The sequence below is a fragment of the Microbispora corallina genome (genome assembly GCF_016863035.1).
Classification (GTDB): domain Bacteria; phylum Actinomycetota; class Actinomycetes; order Streptosporangiales; family Streptosporangiaceae; genus Microbispora; species Microbispora corallina.
Window position 1 is genome coordinate 133,601 of record NZ_BOOC01000013.1, and the last position, 18,510, is coordinate 152,110.

General features: G+C 73.7%; 16 protein-coding genes. 3 read left to right on the forward strand and 13 right to left on the reverse strand.

Translation table 11 applies throughout. The annotated features are described in order from the left end of the window. Positions 1-4: 4 nt before the first annotated feature. The gene (locus Mco01_RS16025) at positions 5-997 is read right to left on the reverse strand and encodes an ABC transporter substrate-binding protein (RefSeq protein ID WP_204057694.1); all 993 of its coding nucleotides are present in this window, start codon (positions 995-997) and stop codon (positions 5-7) included. A 79-nt stretch (positions 998-1,076) separates the two neighbouring features. On the opposite strand from Mco01_RS16025, the gene Mco01_RS39125 reads away from it, so the two are divergent. Together Mco01_RS39125 and Mco01_RS16040 are read left to right on the forward strand one after the other, a co-directional pair. Next, on the forward strand, positions 1,077-3,272 hold the full coding sequence (locus Mco01_RS39125; RefSeq protein WP_239103643.1) for an iron ABC transporter permease: 2,196 nt from the start codon (positions 1,077-1,079) through the stop codon (positions 3,270-3,272). 11 nt (positions 3,273-3,283) lie between these two features. After that, complete coding sequence (locus Mco01_RS16040; RefSeq protein WP_204057695.1) at positions 3,284-4,084, forward strand: ABC transporter ATP-binding protein; 801 nt, start codon at positions 3,284-3,286, stop codon at positions 4,082-4,084. A 63-nt stretch (positions 4,085-4,147) separates the two neighbouring features. Here the strand turns inward: Mco01_RS16040 and ftsY are convergent, their stop codons facing one another. The 12 genes from ftsY to Mco01_RS16100 form a co-directional block, all read right to left on the reverse strand. Further along, positions 4,148-5,320 carry a signal recognition particle-docking protein FtsY gene (ftsY, locus tag Mco01_RS16045; RefSeq protein ID WP_036331365.1) on the reverse strand — a complete coding sequence of 391 codons (1,173 nt, stop codon included), beginning with the start codon at positions 5,318-5,320 and terminating at the stop codon, positions 4,148-4,150. A 59-nt stretch (positions 5,321-5,379) separates the two neighbouring features. Further along, entirely contained in the window at positions 5,380-9,087 is a 3,708-nt protein-coding gene (locus Mco01_RS16050; protein ID WP_204057696.1) for an SMC hinge domain-related protein, read from the reverse strand. Between the two features lie 334 nt (positions 9,088-9,421). Next, complete coding sequence (locus Mco01_RS16055) at positions 9,422-9,616, reverse strand: hypothetical protein (RefSeq protein ID WP_036331364.1); 195 nt, start codon at positions 9,614-9,616, stop codon at positions 9,422-9,424. A gap of 187 nt (positions 9,617-9,803) precedes the next feature. Then, positions 9,804-10,064, reverse strand: coding sequence for an acylphosphatase (locus Mco01_RS16060; protein ID WP_036331363.1), 261 nt, complete (start codon positions 10,062-10,064; stop codon positions 9,804-9,806). A 53-nt stretch (positions 10,065-10,117) separates the two neighbouring features. Next, positions 10,118-11,044, reverse strand: a complete 927-nt coding sequence (gene mutM / locus Mco01_RS16065) for a bifunctional DNA-formamidopyrimidine glycosylase/DNA-(apurinic or apyrimidinic site) lyase (RefSeq protein ID WP_204057697.1) — start codon at positions 11,042-11,044, stop codon at positions 10,118-10,120. 26 nt (positions 11,045-11,070) lie between these two features. Beyond that, complete coding sequence (rnc, locus tag Mco01_RS16070) at positions 11,071-11,820, reverse strand: ribonuclease III (RefSeq protein WP_036331360.1); 750 nt, start codon at positions 11,818-11,820, stop codon at positions 11,071-11,073. Between the two features lie 244 nt (positions 11,821-12,064). Beyond that, the gene (gene rpmF / locus Mco01_RS16075) at positions 12,065-12,244 is read right to left on the reverse strand and encodes a 50S ribosomal protein L32 (RefSeq protein ID WP_084370173.1); all 180 of its coding nucleotides are present in this window, start codon (positions 12,242-12,244) and stop codon (positions 12,065-12,067) included. A gap of 1 nt (position 12,245) precedes the next feature. Beyond that, entirely contained in the window at positions 12,246-12,800 is a 555-nt protein-coding gene (locus tag Mco01_RS16080) for a YceD family protein (protein ID WP_036332023.1), read from the reverse strand. Between the two features lie 70 nt (positions 12,801-12,870). Then, positions 12,871-13,347, reverse strand: coding sequence for a pantetheine-phosphate adenylyltransferase (gene coaD / locus Mco01_RS16085; protein ID WP_204057698.1), 477 nt, complete (start codon positions 13,345-13,347; stop codon positions 12,871-12,873). A gap of 16 nt (positions 13,348-13,363) precedes the next feature. Continuing rightward, on the reverse strand, positions 13,364-13,933 hold the full coding sequence (gene rsmD / locus Mco01_RS16090; RefSeq protein WP_204057699.1) for a 16S rRNA (guanine(966)-N(2))-methyltransferase RsmD: 570 nt from the start codon (positions 13,931-13,933) through the stop codon (positions 13,364-13,366). Between the two features lie 399 nt (positions 13,934-14,332). After that, entirely contained in the window at positions 14,333-16,495 is a 2,163-nt protein-coding gene (recG, locus tag Mco01_RS16095; protein ID WP_204057700.1) for an ATP-dependent DNA helicase RecG, read from the reverse strand. Positions 16,496-16,533: 38 nt separating this feature from the next. Then, complete coding sequence (locus Mco01_RS16100; protein ID WP_204057701.1) at positions 16,534-18,093, reverse strand: DAK2 domain-containing protein; 1,560 nt, start codon at positions 18,091-18,093, stop codon at positions 16,534-16,536. Positions 18,094-18,298: 205 nt separating this feature from the next. On the opposite strand from Mco01_RS16100, the gene rpmB reads away from it, so the two are divergent. After that, the gene (gene rpmB, locus Mco01_RS16105) at positions 18,299-18,484 is read left to right on the forward strand and encodes a 50S ribosomal protein L28 (RefSeq protein ID WP_036331350.1); all 186 of its coding nucleotides are present in this window, start codon (positions 18,299-18,301) and stop codon (positions 18,482-18,484) included. The last annotated feature ends 26 nt before the right edge of the window (positions 18,485-18,510 follow it).

Consider the following 18,510-nt stretch of genomic DNA (forward strand, 5'->3'; position numbering starts at 1 on the left):
TGGGTCAGGACGGGCGGGCGGGGTCCACGCCGAAGGTCTTCGCCAGGTCGTCGAGGATCGCGTGGGCCCCCTGGATGCCGACCGCCGTCATCCAGGTGATGTCCGGCACCTCGTGGATCCTGCCCTTCAGACGCCCCCAGAGCGGGTTGGCCTCGAACCTCTGCTTCACCGGGCCCACCGAGGGGTCGTCGTAGGCCGCCAGGAAGATGTGGTCGGCGTCCATCTCCGGGATCCGCTCCTCGCTGAGGTTCACGGCGATGGTGTCGGTCGTGGTGGGCTGCCCCTTGGGCCGGACGAGCCCGGCGTCCTTGAGCACGATGCCGGAGTAGGAGTTCTCCACGTACAGCCGGACGGTCGGCTCCCCGGCGAAGCGGATGATCGAGACGGTCGGCGGGGTTCCGCCGTTCCCTGCCGCGATCTCCTCGCCGATCGCGGCGGCGCGGTCCTCGTACTCCTTGATCCGCTGTTCGGCCAGGTCCTCCTTGCCGAGCGCCCGGCCGACGAGGCGGAGGTTGTCCTTCCACTTCGCGCCGGTCGTCTCGCTGAACACGGTCGGGGCGATCCGGCCGAGCTTGTCGTACAGCGCCTCGTGGCGGACCTTGGCGCTGAGGATCAGGTCGGGCCGCAGCGCGGCGATCTTCTCCAGGCTCGGCGCCTCCAGCGTCCCGACGGACACCGCCTCACGGGCGTCGTCGAGCACGGGGGCGAGGTAGCCGGGCAGCGTGTCCTCAATGGACCGGTAGGTCGTGTAGCCCACGACCGGCGTGTCCAGCGTCAGCGCCGCGTCCACGAAGCTCTGGTCGAGCGCCACCACCCGCCGGGGCTGCGCCGCGATCTCCGTGGTCCCCATCGCGTGCTGGACCGTCCTGGGGAACCCCGCGGCCGTCGGGGCCGTGCCGCCCCCGCTCGATGGAGTGCCCGCCGAGCCGCAGGCGGCCAGTCCCCCCGACAGCAACGCCCCGATCAGGGCCGTCACCACGGCACGCCGCATTCTCATCCGATTTGTCCCTCTCTCTCGCCGCAGTTAGGTTAGCCATACCTAATAAGAAGTTCACGCTCGGGTCAAGGAGGACCGGATGGCGAGCCGCCGCCTGCGCGTGCTCCTCACGCTCGGCGCGGCGCTCGTGGTCGCCGCCGGGCTCAGCCTCGCCCTCGGCGCCAAGGCCGTGCCGCCCGGCGACGTGTGGCACGCCCTGTGGTGGCCCGGCGGCGGCGAGAACGACCTGATCGTGCGCTCGCTGCGGGTGCCGCGGACCGTTCTCGGCGTCCTCGCCGGGGTGGCCCTCGGCATAGCCGGGGCCCTCATGCAGGGCCACACCCGCAACCCGCTCGCCGACCCCGGCCTGCTCGGGGTGACCCAAGGCGCGGCGTTCGCCATGGTCCTCGGCATCGTCGCGTTCGGCGTGTCCGGCACCCGGGCCTCCATCTGGCTGGGCGTCGGCGGCGCCCTCGCGGCGAGCGTCGCCGTCTTCGCGATCGGGCTCGCCGCCGGCGGCCGTCGCGGCGGCTCCCCGCCGCTCACGCTCGCCCTCGCCGGCGCCGCCGTCAGCGCCCTGCTGTACGCGCTGACCTCCGCCCTCGTCCTGCTCGACGAGCAGGCGATGGACACGTTCCGCTTCTGGCAGGCCGGCTCGCTGGCCGGGCGCGGGGCGGGACCGGCCTGGCAGGTGGCGCCGTTCGTCGCGGCCGGGCTCGTGCTCGCGCTCGCCAACGCCCGCGGGCTGAACGCGCTGGCCCTGGGAGAGGACGTGGCCCGCTCCCTCGGCCGCAACGTGTGGGCCGTCCGCGTCGTCGGGCTCGCCGCGGTGACCTCGCTCACGGCCGGCGCGGTCGCCGCCTGCGGCGCCCTCGCGTTCGTCGGGCTCGTCGTCCCCCACCTGGCGCGGGCCCTGTCCGGCCCCGACCACCGGTGGCTCCTGCCGTACGCGGGACTGCTCGGCGCCGTGCTCCTGCTCGTCGCCGACGTGATCGGGCGGCTCGTCGCGCGGCCCGGGGAGCTCGCCGTGGGCGTGGTCCTGGCCCTGCTGGGCGCGCCGTTCCTCATCGCCCTCGTCCGCCGGGCCGCGCCCGCCACCGCGCGTTCGGCGGGGCGGGCCCGGGCGCTCCGGGTCCGTGCCCTCCTTCGTCCGCCGGAGGCCCGTCCCCCGCTCCCCCGCCCCTCCGTCCGGCCGCGCCCTCGCGCGGATCGTCCGGAGATCCGGCTGCCGGAGGCCAGGGCGTACCGGATCGGCGGGGCGTCGTGGCTGGTCCGGCCGCGGCCGGCGGCCGTGGCGCTGGCCTGCCTGGCCGCCCTGGCCGCGCTCACCGCGGCCCACCTCGGCCTCGGCGACGTACGGCTGCCGCTCGGCGAGATCCTCCGCGCGCTGGGCGGCGACGGCGGCGCCCACTTCGTGGTGGTGGACCTGCGGCTGCCCCGGGTGCTGACCGGCGCGCTCGTCGGGGCCGCCTTCGGGCTCTCCGGGGCGATCACCCAGGCCGTCTCGCGCAACCCGCTGGCCAGCCCCGACATCCTCGGCGTGACATCCGGCGCGGGCGTCTGCGTGGTGGCGCTGATCGTCGCCACCGGCAGCGCGTACGGCGGGGTGAGCGGAGCGGTGGCGGACGTCGGCGTCCCCACGGCCGCCGTCGCGGGCGGTCTCGTCGGCGCGGCGGCCGTCCACGCCCTGGCCTGGCGGCGCGGCCTGGACGGCTACCGCCTGGTCCTGGTCGGGATCGGCGTCGCCGCCGTGTTCACGAACGTCACGCACTGGCTGCTGACGGCCGGCGACGTGAACGACACGGCACGGGCGATGGTGTGGATCACCGGCTCGCTCCACGGCCGCGGCTGGGAGCACGTCGTCCCGGTGGCGGTCGCGCTGGCCGTCCTCGTGCCCGTGGCCCTCGGCCTGTCGCGGACGCTGGCGGCGCTGCGGTTCGGCGACGAGACGGCCCTCGCCCTCGGGGTGCGGCTGGGCCGGGCCCGGGCCGCGCTCCTCCTCGTGGCCGTGCTGCTCGCCGCGGTCGCCACGGCCTCCGCCGGGCCCATCGCGTTCGTGGCGCTCACGGCGCCCCAGATCGCGTTGCGCGTGGCCAGGACCCCGCACCCGCCGCTGCTCGTCTCCGCGCTGACCGGCGCCGTGCTGACCGCGGCCGCCGACCTCGTGGCGCGGACGGTCTTCGCCCCCGCCGAGCTCCCGGTCGGCGTGGTCACGGCCGCGCTCGGCGCCCCGTACCTGATCCACCTGCTGTGGCGCGGATCCGGCCGGCGCGCCGCCGCCCGCACCCTCACCTGATGGAGGCGCCGATGAGGCTCCAGGCCGTGGACCTACGACTCGGGTACGGCGACCGCACGGTCGTCGACGGGCTCGACCTCGGCATCGAGACGGGCACGGTCACCACGATCATCGGGCCGAACGGCTGCGGCAAGTCCACCCTGCTGCGGGCGCTCGGACGGCTGCTGCGGCCCTCGGGCGGCCACGTGCTGCTGGACGGCCGGCGGATCGACCGGATGCCGGCCCGGGAGGTCGCCCGCATCCTGGGCGTGCTCCCCCAGGCCCCGGTCGCCCCCGAGGGGCTGACGGTCGCCGACCTGGTGGCGCGCGGGCGGCACCCCCACCAGACGTGGTACCGGCAGTGGTCGAGGGACGACGAGGCGGCCGTCGCCGAGGCGCTGGAGTGGACCGGCATGCGCGACCTGGCCGACCGGCCGGTTGACCAGCTGTCCGGGGGGCAGCGGCAGCGGGCGTGGATCTCGATGGCGCTCGCCCAGGGGACCGACCTGCTGCTGCTCGACGAGCCCACGACGTTCCTCGACCTGGCTCACCAGGTGGAGGTCCTGGAGCTGGTGGGCCGGCTGCACGCCGAGACCGGCACGACGGTCGTGATGGTGCTGCACGACCTGAACCTGGCCGCCCGGTACGCCCACCGGCTCGTGGCCATGCGGGACGGCCGGGTGGTCGCGGCGGGGCCGCCGGAGGACGTGCTGACCGAGGACCGCGTCCGGGAGGTCTTCGGGCTGGAGGCCAAGGTCATCGCCGACCCGGTGGCCGGCACCCCCCTGGTCGTCCCCGTTGGCGCGGGCCGGCGCCTGCCCTGGAGCGCCTGAACGCGGCCCGGGTCGCAGAACGCACCGGACCGAGGGGCGAGGCCCCCGGCCCGGTGCGGTGGATCAGTCGCCGATCAGGGCGTCGACGAACACCTCGGGGTCGAACGGCGCGAGGTCGTCCGGCCCCTCGCCCAGCCCCACGAGCTTGACCGGCACGCCGAGCTCGCGCTGGACGGAGATCACGATGCCGCCCTTGGCGGTGCCGTCCAGCTTGGTCAGCGCGATGCCGGTGACGTTGACCACCTCGGCGAACACCTGCGCCTGGCGCATGCCGTTCTGGCCGGTGGTGGCGTCGAGGACGAGCAGCACCTCGTCGACCGCCGCCCGCTTCTCGATGACCCGCTTGACCTTGCCGAGCTCGTCCATCAGGCCGGTCTTCGTGTGGAGCCGGCCGGCCGTGTCGATGATCACGGTGTCGGCCTTGTCCTCGATGCCCCTGGCCACGGCGTCGAAGGCGACGGACGCCGGGTCGCCGCCCTCGGGTCCGCGTACGACGCTCGCGCCGACGCGGTCGCCCCAGGTCTGGAGCTGGTCGGTCGCCGCCGCGCGGAAGGTGTCGGCGGCCCCCAGCACGACCGTGCGGCCGTCGCCGACGAGCACCCGGGCGAGCTTGCCCGACGTGGTCGTCTTGCCGGTGCCGTTGACGCCCACGACGAGGACGACGGCGGGACGCTCCCCCGTCGGCGCCGTGTGGAGCGTGCGGTCGAGGTCGGGCGCGACCTGGGCCAGCAGCTCCTCGCGGAGCAGCCTGCGGACCTCGTCGGGCGTGCGGCTGCCGAGGACCTTCACCTTGGTGCGCAGGTCTTCGACCATGGCACGGGTCGGGGCCACGCCGACGTCGGCCGTGATGAGGATCTCCTCGATCTCGTCCCAGACGTCGTCGTCGAGCCGGTCACGGGAGAGCAGTTCCAGCAGGCCGCGGCCGAGGACGTTCTGCGAGCGGGCCAGGCGGCCGCGCAGCCGGACCATGCGGCCGGCGGACGGCGGAGGGACCTCGATCGGAGGAGCCTTGACCAGCTCCTCGACGGGAGGCGGCAGCGTGGTCGTCGTGCCGCCGTCCTCCTCACCCAGACCGGCCGTCGTGCCGGGCTCGGTGATGACGGGGGCGGGCGGCTCCGGCGGGGCCTGGACGGGGGGGAGGTCCTTGGCTTTGGGCCGGAACAGCAGGAACAGGCCACCCACCGCCAGCACGGCGGCGATGGCCACGATCACGATGATGCCGATGTAACCGTCCACATATGAAGTTTCCCAGACCCCCCGGTGTGCTCCGTTCAGGCACACACCGCCCGGGGAGGCTACGTGCGCAGGCGCTGGCTCACGACCTGGGTGACGCCGTCGCCGCGCATGGACACGCCGTACAGGGCGTCGGCGATCTCCATGGTGCGCTTCTGGTGGGTGATGACGATGAGCTGGGAGCTCTGCCGCAGCTCCTCGAACAGGGTGAGCAGCCGCTGCGTGTTGGTGTCGTCGAGGGCGGCCTCGACCTCGTCCATCACGTAGAACGGCGACGGGCGGGCCTTGAAGATGGAGATCAGGAACGCGACCGCCGTCAGCGACCGCTCGCCGCCGGACAGCAGCGACAGCCGCTTGACCTTCTTGCCGGGCGGCCGGGCCTCGACCTCGACGCCGGTCGTCAGCATGTCCTCGGGGTCGGTCAGCAGCAGCCGTCCCTCGCCGCCGGGGAAGACCCGCTGGAAGATCTGGGCGAACTCGCGGGCGACGTCCTCGTACGCCGCCGCGAACACCTGCTCGACCCGGTCGTCGACCTCCTTCACCACCAGCAGCAGGTCGCGCCGGGTCTTCTTGAGGTCCTCGAGCTGCGAGGTGAGGAACGCGTGGCGCTCCTCCAGGGCGGCGAACTCCTCCAGCGCGAGCGGGTTGACCTTGCCGAGCTGGTTCATCTGGCGCTCGGCCGCCCTGGCCCGCTTCTCCTGCTCCTCCCGCACGTACGGCACGGGCGGCTCGCCGGGGACCGGCGCGGCCGGGCCGTACTCGGAGATGAGGGGCTCCAGGTCGACGCCGTACTCCTCCAGGGCCCGCTGCTCCAGCTGCTCCAGGCGCAGCCGGCGCTCGGTCCTGGCCATCTCGCTGCCGTGCACGCGGTTGACGAGGGCGTCCAGCTCGGTGGTCAGCTCGCGGACCCGCAGCCGTACGCGCTTGAGCTCGGCGTCGATCTCGCCGCGCGCCCGCTCGGCCTCGTCGCGCTCCTGGGCGGCGAGGGCGAGTGACCCCTCCAGCGCCTGGAGCGCGGTCCTGGCGCCCTGCACGGCCGCGCCGGCCACCTCGGCCTGCCGGCGGCGGCGCTCACGCTGGGCGGCCGCCCTGGCACGGTCGTCCCGCTCCCGCCGGGCCGCCCGCAGCAGGCCGTCGGCCCGGCCCGCGATGCCCCTGACCCGCTCCTCCGCCGTACGGACCGTGAGCCTTGCCTCGATCTCGGCCTGGCGGGTGACCCCGAGAGCGGAGGCCAGCTCGTCACGGGTGTCGGTGGTGGGCTCGGCCTCCAGCTCCGCGGCGTACTCGGCCTCGGCCAGTTGCTCCTCCAGCTCCACGACGCCCGCCTGGGCCGCCTCCCGCGCCTCCTCTGCGTCCTGCACGGACCTGGCGAGCCGGGCGGCCTCGTCCTGGGCCGCCTTGACGGCCGCCTCCAGGCGGGCGAGCTGCTTGGCCGCGGCGGCCGCCTTCTGGTCGGCGTCCCGCTGGCGGGCCCGCACCCGATCGAGCACGGCCTGGGCGGCGTCGAGCCCGTTCTGGGCCGCGTTGACGCCGCCCTGGGCGGAGCTGACGCCGTTCTGGGCCTCGGTGACCCGGCCCTGCGCCTCCTCGACCGCCAGCTGGCACTCCCGCTCGGCCGCCGCGGCCTCGGCCAGCGCCTCGGCGTGCCGCGCCGCCCCCTCGCGGGCGGTCGCGAGGTCGCCGGCGGCCTCGTCGAGGGCGGCCCGCATCTGCAGCAGCGAGGTGGCGCCGCCGGAGCCGCCCCGGGCCGCGTGGACGCCGAGGACGTCGCCCGCCCGCGTCACGGCCCGCAGCCCGGGGTCGGCGTCGACGACCTTCCGCGCCGTGAGCAGGTCGGCGACGACGAGCACGTCACCGAGGAGGGCGTCGACCGCCGGGCGGAGCCCGTCGGGGGCGGTCACCAGGTCGGCCGCCCACTCGGCGCCCGCGACGGGGAGGTCGGGCCGTTCCGGCCGGTCACGGCGGTCGGCCCCGATGAGGAGGGCGGCCCGGCCCCCGTCGTGCTCCCGCAGGTGCTCCATGGCCGCCACGGCGGCGTTCAGCGAGTCGACGGCGACCCCGTCCACAGAGAGGACGGCGGCGATCGCGGCCTCGGCCCCGGGCCGCACGGTCAGCAGGGTGGCGACGGGGCCGAGCACCCCGGACAGTCCCGCGCCCAGCAGGGCGGCGGCGCCGTCCACACCGCTCGCCAGGCTCATCTCCAGCGCCTCGCAGCGGGCCTGGAGGGCGGCCACCGCACGCTGCGACTCCTGGTCGGCGGCGCGCGCCGCGGCCACCGCCGACCTGGCCGCCGCCAGCGCGTCCCTTGGCGCGGCGAGGGCGGCGCGCGTCTCCCGCACCACGGCCTCGGCCTGCCCGGCCACGGCCCTGGCCTCCTCCACGGCGGCCCGGGCCACGTCCACGCCCTCCTGGGCCGACTCCAGCTCGGCGGCGAGCTCCGGATCGGCCTCCGGCCCGCCGACCTCCTGCGCGTCGAGGTCGGCCTGGGCGCGCTCGGCGCGCCGCAGGGCGTCGTCCACGGCTTTGGTGAGACGCCCGATCTCCTCGCCGGCGGCGCGGGCCCGGCTGCGGCCCGACTCGACCTGGCCGCGCAGCCGGGCGAGGGCCTCCCGGCGGTCGGCCGCGGCCCGGGCGGCGGCGGCCAGGCGGCGCTCCTCGGTCGCGAGCGCGTCCTCGGCCTCGCCCCTGATCTCGACGGCGGCGGCGAGCCGGTCGCGCGCCTCGTCGAGCTCCTCGGACAGCACCCGCTCCTGCTCGCGGACCTCGGCGGCCTCCCGTTCCAGGTCCTCCGGGTCGCGGCCGCGGCGCTCGATCGCGGCGGCGTCGGCGGCGTGCCGCTGCCGCTCGGCGGCCAGGCTCTCCACGCCGCGCAGCCGCTCCCGTAGCGCCGACAGGCGGTAGAACGTCTCCTGCGCGGCCTTGAGGCGTGGCTGGGCCTCGTTCTCGGCGGCCTCCAGCTCGGCCTCCCGCCGCTGGCCCTCGGCGAGCTCGCCCTCGACCTGCGTCCTGCGGGCCTGTACGGCCGCCTCGTCGGCCTCCTCCCGCTGCAGCGTGTCGCGTAAGGTCACCACGTCGTCGGCGAGCAGGCGCAGCCGCGCGTCGCGCAGGTCCGCCTGGATGACGGCCGCCTTCCTGGCGATCTCCGCCTGGCGGCCGAGGGGTTTGAGCTGACGGCGTAATTCGGTGACGAGGTCCTGGACGCGGGTCAGGTTGGCCTGCATCGCGTCGAGCTTGCGGAGCGCCTTCTCCTTGCGCTTGCGGTGCTTGAGGACTCCGGCGGCCTCCTCGATGAAGGCCCGGCGCTCCTCGGGCCCGGCGTGCAGGACCTGGTCGAGCTGGCCCTGGCCGACGATGACGTGCATCTCCCGGCCGATGCCGGAGTCCGACAGCAGCTCCTGGATGTCCAGCAGGCGGCAGGTGTCGCCGTTGATGGCGTACTCGCTCTGGCCCGACCGGAACATGAGGCGGCTGATCGTCACCTCGGTGTAGTCGATGGGCAGCGCGCCGTCGGTGTTGTCGATCGTGAGCGTGACCTCGGCCCGGCCGAGCGGCGGGCGGCTCGAGGTGCCCGCGAAGATCACGTCCTCCATCTTGCCGCCGCGCAGCGACTTGGCGCTGTGCTCGCCCATGACCCAGGCGAGGGCGTCGACGACGTTGGACTTGCCGGAGCCGTTGGGGCCGACGACCGCGGTGATGCCGGGCTCGAAGCGCAGCGTGGTCGCTGAGGCGAAGGACTTGAAGCCGCGCAGGGTGAGCGTCTTCAGGTACACCTCAGCCCCCTCCCACCGTCGGCGCTTTCGGGAAGACTACCGGTCTCCGGGGAACGGGTGGCCGCTTACGACGCGACCGCGGGTACGGACGAGCCCCGGACGGCTCGGGAGAGCCTCCGGACGGGACCGTGGAGCGATCATCGCGCGTCGAGGGAGGGCGGTGAAGACCGGGGTTCGCAGTGCCATTGCAGGATCCGACGATCCGTGCAACTCTACTCGAAATGGACTTTACGGGCACTCAACGCGCGGATGAATGGCTCGGGAACAAGGGGGAAATGGCAAGGGACGCCTTTGCGGGGCGTCCCTACAATCCTTTTCGTGTCCCCAGCCGGTCTCAGGTGAGAGCCGGCTCGCGATCCTGAAGCCGGACCAGGGCCTCGTCACGAGTTTGCGCCGCGAGCGCGTCGTTTTGTGCCTGGAGCCGGGTAAGTTCTGCCTCGAGGTCGCGGATGCGCTGCTGGAGGCGACGCATTTCCGAGATCATCCGAGGGTCAGGACCGCCGACGTGGCCGAGTAGAGCCTTCGCCATAGTAAAGGGTCCTCCACGCTGAGTGACCAGACTGGTTCGCGCACTTCATGCCGCGGGAGGGGTGCGCGTGGTTCCTCTCAAGAGTCGCACCGGCATTGGAGTCGGTCAAGTTGAACGCTCCGCACAGATGACCGGTGGGCACTCCCGACAGGTAAATATACCGGATTTGAGGGGTTTGAGGGAAGTCCTACCTCTCTACAAACCCGACCATACTTCCCTTCGGCTCGCTCCAGCGCTCGACCACCCCCTCCACCTGGCCGGGCGTGTCGCCGGTGCGGACCATGTCGAGCAGCTTCTCGCATGATTCCCGCGGACCTTCGGCCACGATCTCAACCCTGCCGTCGCGCAGATTCGCGGCCCAGCCCGTCAGGCCCAGCTCCAGGGCGCGGGAGCGGGTCCACCATCGGAACCCGACGCCCTGCACCCGTCCCCGGACCCACGCGGTCATGCGAATCACGCTTACCAGTATCCAGACGCCGCCGGGGCGGCGCACCCCAGGGGCTACGGTCGCGCGTTCTTCGGCCGTGGCTGGCACCGGGGGCAGCTGTAGGAGGAGCGGTTCATGAACGCCTCCCGCCTGATCGGCGTCCCGCAGCGCCGGCACGGCTCGTCGCGCCGGCCGTACACGGCGAGCGACCGGTCGAAGTAGCCGCTCTCGCCGTTCACGTTGACGTACAGGCTGTCGAACGACGTGCCGCCCTGCTCCAGCGCCTCCCCCATGACCTCGCGGACGGCCGCCAGCAGCTCGGCGATCTTGGGCCGGGTCAGCGTCTCGGTGGGCCTGGCCCAGTGCAGCCGGGCCCGCCACAGCGCCTCGTCGGCGTAGATGTTGCCGACCCCGCTGATCAGCGACTGGTCGAGGAGCGCCCGCTTGATCCCCGTACGGCGGAGTCTCAGCGCGACGGCGAACTCGGCGTCGTCGAAGGCCTCCTCCAGCGGGTCGGGCGCGATGTGCGCGATCGGCTCGGGCACCGGCCTGGCCGGCCGGGGGTCCATCGGCGCGACGAGCAGGTGACCGAACGTGCGCTGGTCCACGAACCGCAGTTCGAGCCCGCCGTCGGTGAACCCCAGCCGCACGCGCAGGTGCCTCTCGATGGGCGACAGCGGGTCGGCGACGAGCAACTGGCCGCTCATGCCCAGGTGGGCCAGCAGCGCGTCGCCCGGCTCGTCCCCCGGCTCGTAACGCGGCTCGTCCTCCGGGGAGCCGGGAGCGGCTGAGGCTCCCGGACCGTCGGCGAGGGGCAGCCACAGGTACTTGCCGCGCCGCTCGGCGGACCGCAGCGTGCGGCCCTTGAGCTGGCCGGCCAGGTCGCCGGCGTTGCGCCGCACCGCCCTCGGGTGCAGGACCTCGGCCGACGCCACCGTACGGCCGGCCACCCAGCGTTCCAGCCCCCGCCGGACGACCTCGACCTCGGGCAGCTCGGGCATGTTCTCCCCCTCCGGCTGTCGAGCGGTCAGGCGCGGACGGGACCCGCGCCCTCACGGGCGTCGCGGAGCGCGCGGATCGCTGTCCACGCGGCCTCGGCCGCCTGCTGCTCGGCCTCCTTCTTGCTGCGGCCGGCGCCCTTGCCGTAGTCGCGGCCGCCGACCCGGACCACCGCCACGAACGACTTGGCGTGGTCGGGCCCGCTCTCGTCGACGTGGTACTCCGGGACGCCGAGCATCTCGGCCGCGGTGAGCTCCTGCAGGGACGTCTTCCAGTCGAGCCCGGCGCCGAGCGAGGCCGAGCGCGTGATCAGCGGGTCGAACAGCAGGTGGACGACGCGGAAGGCCTCGTCCAGCCCCTTGTCCACGTACACCGTGCCGATCAGCGCCTCCAGCGTGTCGGCCAGGATGGACGACTTGTCCCGCCCGCCCGTGCCCTCCTCGCCGCGGCCGAGCCGCAGATACTTGCCCAGGTCGAGGGTGCGGGCCACGTCCGCGAGCGCGCGCATGTTGACCACGGCGGCGCGGAGCTTGGCGAGCTGCCCCTCGGGCAGGTCGGGATGGTTGCGGAACAGCGTGTCGGTGACCACGAGGCCGAGCACCGAGTCGCCGAGGAACTCCAGGCGCTCGTTGGTCGGCAGGCCGCCGTTCTCGTAGGCGTACGAGCGGTGCGTCAGCGCCCGCTCCAGGATGTCGGTGCTCAACGTGATGTCGAGCACGACGTTGAGCTCGTCTCTGGCGACCTCCACGGCCACCGGCTTGCTCGATGGTGCGCCCATCGATCTCCTCCAAACTCCGGTGCAGGGCAGGGCCGTGCACGGGGGCCGGAGAGTCGCTGGGAGAGCCCGAAGGCGTGGTGGACGCCGGGCCGCCGATATCGGAGGCCACGGCGTCCACCACGGCCGCGGGCATGTCTGTCGGTCGCGTCGTTCCAGCCGCCGTCGCACGTGCCTGTGAAAGCACGGTAACGCCGGCCGGCTCGTTTGACGATCCGGCCGGCGCCACTGTCCGCCTAATACGCGATCAGGCCGACGGCTGAACCACCTGACGGCGGTTGTAGGTGCCACACGTCGGGCACGCCACATGCGGGCGCTTGGGCGAGCGGCACTGCGGGCAGCTCACGAGTGCGACCGCCGCCGCCTTCCACTGGGACCTGCGGGCGCGGGTGTTGCTCCGCGACATCTTCCGCTTGGGGACGGCCACGTCAACCCTCCTGATCGTCTTCGTTGTCCACAACCAAGCCCTGCAGCGCCGCCCAGCGCGCGTCGACCTGTTCGTGCCGGTGGTCCGGGCCGGCCTCCGCCAGCTTGACCCCGCACTCCGTGCAGAGACCGGGGCAGTCATCACCGCACACCGGGCTCAGCGGCAGTGCGAGCACCACCGCGTCACGGAATACCGGCTCGAGATCGAGCAGTTCGCCGTCGAGGAGCAGATCGTCCTCTCCGGCGTCCTCCGCCGAGTAGAAGTAGAGCTCCTGGAAGTCGACCTCGATCTCCGAGGTCAACGGATCCAGGCAGCGCGAGCACTCGCCCTTCAGGGGAACCCGCGCCGTGCCCGTCACGAGCACGCCCTCCATCACCGCTTCGAGCCGGATGTCCAGCTCGACGTCGGCGTCCTTGGGGGCGCCGATCATTCCGACCGCGAGATCCTCCGGTGCCGGGAGAACCGGGGTGATTCTGCGCATCGATCCCGGTCGGCGCCCCAGGTCGTGGGTGGAGATAACCCAGGGGGCGCGGGGATCGAGGCTCTGCAGAGTCATCCTGCTCTCGTTAGGCATGGCGAATCACCGCCGTCGTGCAAGGCTGAAAGGAAAGAATACCAGCCCGGATTCAGCCCCTGAGCCGCTCGACGAGCGACTTGTGCACGAGGTCCGGGACCAGGCCGGATACGTCCCCACCATAGCGCGCGATCTCCTTCAGCCGGCTGGACGACAGGAAGGAGTATTCGGGGTTGGTGGACATGAACAGGGTCTCGACCCCGGACATCCGGTAGTTGAGCTGGGCCATCTGCAGCTCGTAGTCGAAGTCGCTGACCGCGCGCAGGCCCTTGACGATCGCGGGGATGCCCTGCTGCTTGCAGAAGTCGACCAGCAGCCCGTGGAACTTCTCCACCCGGATGTTGCCGTACTCCCGGGTCACCGCCTGGAGCATCTCGATGCGCTCCTCGACCGTGAAAAGGCTCTGCTTCTCGATGTTGATCAGCACGGCCACGACCACCTCGTCGTACAACCGTGAGGTCCGGCCGATGATGTCCAGATGTCCGTTGGTCACGGGATCGAACGACCCCGGGCACACGACGCGGCGCAAGACGCACCCCCAAGATTTACGGGATCCCGGCTGCGCGACCGTACCAAACGGCCGCTTCGCCGTACCGACGGACCCTGTCCTCCGTGAAACCGGCGGGCCACACGAGGTTCTTACCCCTCGACTCCCGTTCCACCGCCACGAGCGCGCCCCCGGCGAGCCAGCCGTTGTCGCGCAGCGCCTCCAGCACCCGCGTCACCGCGTCGTCCGTGACCGCGTACGGCGGGTCGGCGAAGACGAAGTCGTACGGCTGCTCGCACGGGCGGCCCACGACCCGCTCGACCTTCTCGGCGCGCAGCGCCGCCCCGGGCAGCCCGAGGGCCTCGATGTTCTCCCTGATCGTCCGCGCGGCCCGCGCGTCCGACTCCACCAGCAGCGCGTGGGCGGCGCCCCTGCTGAGCCCTTCGAGGCCGACCGCGCCCGAGCCGGCGTACAGGTCCAGGACCCGGGCCCCGTCGAGCGTGCCGAGCACCGAGCCGACCGTGGAGAACAGGGCCTCCCTCGTGCGGTCGCTCGTCGGCCTGGTCGACCTGCCGGGCGGGACGGCCAGCCGGCGCCCTCCCGCCGTCCCTGCGATCACCCGCGTCACCCGTTCATTGTCCCGCCGCGAGCCAGGTGCACGGGCCCGGCGGGCGAGCCGGGTGCACGGGCGGGCACGAGCGGTGCGGCGGCGAGAGGCGCGGGCGTGACGGCGGAGGGGCCAAGATCGTCCCTGGTCAAGAGTGGGCAAGCGGCGGCGAGGAATGGGTAATCGCGGTATCGCGGACCCGCCCGCATCCGCATGATGAGTTCTGCGGCCTTCACGTGACCCAGGGGAAGGCCGGCCGGCGTGGTCGTGAGCCCTTCCGCACGCCGGCGCCCTCGGCACCTGACCCGAGGGTGGGCCCAGCCGGGGACGGCATTCGGGGGGAGGCCGTCCCAAGGCTGGGCCCTGGGTCTTTTTCTTTTCCACGCCCGGCTTCCGCCGGGCCGTCCGTCCGCGCGGGCGTCAGGCCTTCTCCAGGAACTCGGCGCGCTCGTCGGCCACCAGGGCGTCGAGCTCCGCGCGCAGGGCGGCGTGGGCCGTCAGCTCCGGATCGGCGGCCAGGAGCGCGGTCGCCTCGGCCCGTGCCGTCTCGATGACGTCCTCGTCCCTGAGCAACTGGAGCATCTTCAGCGACGACCTGCGGCCGGACTGGGCGGCCCCCAGCACGTCGCCCTCGCGGCGCTGCTCCAGGTCGACCCGGGACAGCTCGAAGCCGTCCAGCGTCGCCGCCACGGCGTCCAGCCGCCTCCGGGCCGGCGTGCCCTCGGGCGCCTCGCTGACGAGCAGGCACAGCCCCGGCAGGCCGCCCCGGCCGACCCGGCCCCGCAGCTGGTGGAGCTGGGAGACCCCGAACCGGTCGGCGTCCATGATCACCATGACCGAGGAGTTGGGCACGTCGACGCCGACCTCGATGACGGTCGTGGCGACCAGCACGTCGATCTCGCCGCGCGCGAAGGAGCGCATCACGCCGTCCTTGGTCTCGGGGGCCAGCTTGCCGTGCAGCACCTCGACGCGCAGCCCGTGGAGCGGGCCGTCGGCGAGGGCCTGGGCGACGTCGAGCACGGCGAGCGGCGGACGGCGCTCCTCGTCGTCCCGGTCGAGGTCCCCCTCGTCGCCCTCCTGGTCGCCGATGCGCGGGCAGACGACGTACGCCTGGCGGCCGAGCCCCACCTCCTCGCGGACGCGCTGCCAGGCCCGGTCGAGGAAGTGCGGCTTCTCGGCCGCCGGCACCACGTGCGTCGTGATCGGGGCGCGCCCGGACGGGAGCTGGGAGAGCGTGGAGACCTCCAGATCGCCGAACACGGTCATCGCGACCGTCCGCGGGATCGGGGTGGCGGTCATGACGAGCACGTGGGGACGCCCGCCGCCGCCCTTCTCGCGCAGCGCGTCGCGCTGCTCGACGCCGAACCGGTGCTGCTCGTCGACCACGACGAGCCCGAGGTCGGCGAACTGCACGTGCTCCTGCAGGACGGCGTGGGTGCCGACCACGACGCCGGCCGCGCCGGAGGCCGCGTCGAGGAGCGCGCTCCTGCGGGCCGCGGCGCCCATGGACCCGGTCAGCAGGGCCACCGCGGTGCCGCCGAACATGCCGCCGGTCGCGAGGTCGCCCAGCATGCCCACGATCGACCGGTGGTGCTGCTGGGCGAGGACCTCGGTGGGCGCGAGCAGGACGGCCTGGCCGCCCGAGTCGACGACCTGGAGCATGGCCCGCAGCGCCACCACGGTCTTGCCCGCGCCGACCTCGCCCTGCAGGAGCCGGTGCATCGGATGCTCTCTCGCGAGGTCGGCCGCGATCTCCTCGCCGACCTGGCGCTGGCCCTCGGTGAGCTGGAACGGCAGCCTCTTGTCGAACTCCCCCAGGAGCCCGTCGTCCCGCCCCGGGCGCGCCCGGGCGAGCCAGGCGGACGCCGCCATCCGCCGCCGCACCAGGACGGACTGCATCACGAACGCCTCGTCGAACTTGAGCCGGGCGCGTGCCCGGGAGACGTCGCCCATGTCCCCGGGCCGGTGGATGCGGCGCAGCGCGTCCTCCAGCGTGGACAGGCCCAGCCGCTCCCGCACCCCGGCCGGGACGGGGTCGTCGAGGCTGAGCACGTCGAGCACGGTCCGGACGGCCCGGCGGATCTTCCAGCTGGCCAGGCCCTGGGCCGAGGGGTAGATCGGCACCGGCGCCGCGGCGAACTCCTCGACGGTCTCCCCGGTCTCGTCGAACGACTCGTACTCCGGGTGGGTGAGCGACACGCGCCTGGTCTTGCCGCTCACGAACACGCTGACCTTGCCCGAGAACATCGCCTCGGTGCCGGGCGGCAGCCGCTGCTCGGCGACGTAGGCCCCCTTGCCGAAGAACGCGAGGCGCAGCCGGTCCCTCCCGTCGGTCACCTCGACGTCGAGCCAGGTGCCCTGCCGGTTCTTCATCGGGCGGCGCACGGCGGACGACACCTTGCCCACCACGGTCACGTGCTCGTCGTGCTCCAGGGACGCGATGGGGGTCAGCTCGCCGCGCTGGGCGTACCGCCGGGGGTAGTGGCGCAGCAGCTCGCCCACCGTGGTGATGCCCAGGGCGCTCTCCAGCGGGGCGGCCGTGCGGCCCACCGCCCTCCTGAGCGGCTCGTCGAAGCTCGTCACGACACTATGTTCTACCCGGGGACGGCGACATTCCCGGCTCATTCGACGCCGATGAGGAGCGGATAGCCGCCCTGGCCTCCCTCGTACACCACGATCTCGATGTCCGGCCGGGTGCCCTCCAGATGGTCCCGTACGGCGGGCAGGAGGGCGGGCGGGGCGTCCGCGCCGGTCACCAGCGTCACCATCTCGCTGCCCCCGGACACCAGGCGGCGGGTGATCTCGATCGCGGCGCCGGCCAGGTCGTCGCCGATCAGCGTCGCCTCGCCGTCGACCACGCCGAGGACGTCCCCGGGACGGCAGAGCCCGGCGCTGGTCATGACCTCGCGGGTGGCGACCCAGACGTGCCCGTGCCGGGTGTGCCCGGCCGCGTCGGTCATCGCCACGATGTCGTCGTCGAAGCGCCGGAGCGGGTCGTGGACGGCGAGCGCGGCGAGGCCCTGGACGGACGCCCTGGTCGGCAGCACGCTGACCGTCGCGCCCTCCTCGCGCGCGATCTCGGCGGCGGCCACGGCCACGGCGTGGACGCCGACGTCGTTGGGCAGCACGGCCACCTCGGAGCCGGCGCTGCGCACGGCCTGGACCAGCGCGGCGAGCGGCGGCGTCGAGCCGGGCGCCCGTGTGACGACCACGGCCCCCGCCTGGCGGAACAGCGCGGCCAGGCCGTCGCCCGCCGCGACGGCGACGACGCCCCGGCCGGGGCCCGGCTCGTGCGGGCGGCCGCCGAGGTACGTCACCCGGATCCGGTGGGGGCGGCCCGCCGCCATGCCCGCCTCCACGGCGGCGCCCGCGTCGTCCACGTGGACGTGGACGTTCCACAGGCCGTCGCCGCCGACGACCACCAGGCTGTCGCCCAGGCGGTCGAGCTCGGCCCGGAGACGGTCCACCTCGTCCTCGCCGGCGTCGAGCAGGTACATCACCTCGTAGCCGGGCCCGCCCGGCGCCTCAGGGGTGATCCTCTCGGTGGGGGCCGGCACGTCGTGCCGGTCGCTGTACGCCTCGGCCACGACCTCGGCGAGGCTCTCCAGGATGATCGCGAGCCCGGCCGCGCCCGCGTCCACGACGCCGTTGCGGGCCAGCACGTCGAGCTGCCCGGTGGTCAGGCGCAGCGCGCGCCGCGCCTCCTCGGCCGCCCGTCTCGCCACCTCGGCCAGGTCGTCGGGGGCGTCCTTCACCGCGCGGGCGACGGCCCCCAGCACGCTGAGCACGGTCCCCTCCACCGGCCGCACCACCGCCGCCCTGGCCAGCTCGGCCGCCTTGAGCAGCCCGTCGCGCAGGTCGGCCCCGCGTCCCTCGGCCCTCCTGAGCACCTCGGCCATGCCCCTGATGGCCTGACTGACGATCACGCCCGAGTTGCCGCGCGCGCCGAGGAGCGCGCCCCGGGCGAACGCCTGCCAGGTCGTGTCGGGGTCCGCGTCGCCGGGCAGGGCGTCCAGGGCCTCGGCCGCCGACAGGAGCGTGAGGTGCAGGTTGGTGCCCGTGTCGCCGTCCGGCACGGGGAAGACGTTCAGCGCGTCGATCTCCGCCCTGGCCCGCGCCAGGGCGTCCGCGCAGTGCCGGGACCAGCGCCGTACGGCGGGGGGATCGAGCACCTCCAGCATCGTGCCGTCCTTCCCTGCCGCGCGCCCGTCCCCGATGCGCTACCGTTGGCGGATACGAGATTATCCCCGTTCGCGGCGATCCCCGTTTGGCGCGCAGTGGCGGACATCGGATATCCTCGTACGGCCAGCCGGTTGTCCCGGCATTGCTCGGACGAGCCGATGCACCGGCGCCGGGCCGATCGACTGATTCAAAGGAGCGATTACCGTGGCTTCCGTCTGCGACGTCTGCGCCAAGAAGCCGATTTTCGGCAACAACGTCTCCCACTCGCACCGCCGCACCCGCCGCCGCTGGAACCCGAACATCCAGACCGTGCGCGCGGTGGTCAACGGGACGCCGAAGCGGATGAACGTGTGCACCTCCTGCATCAAGGCAGGCAAGGTCTCGCGCTGACGCCTCACACTCGCCGAGCCCGCCAC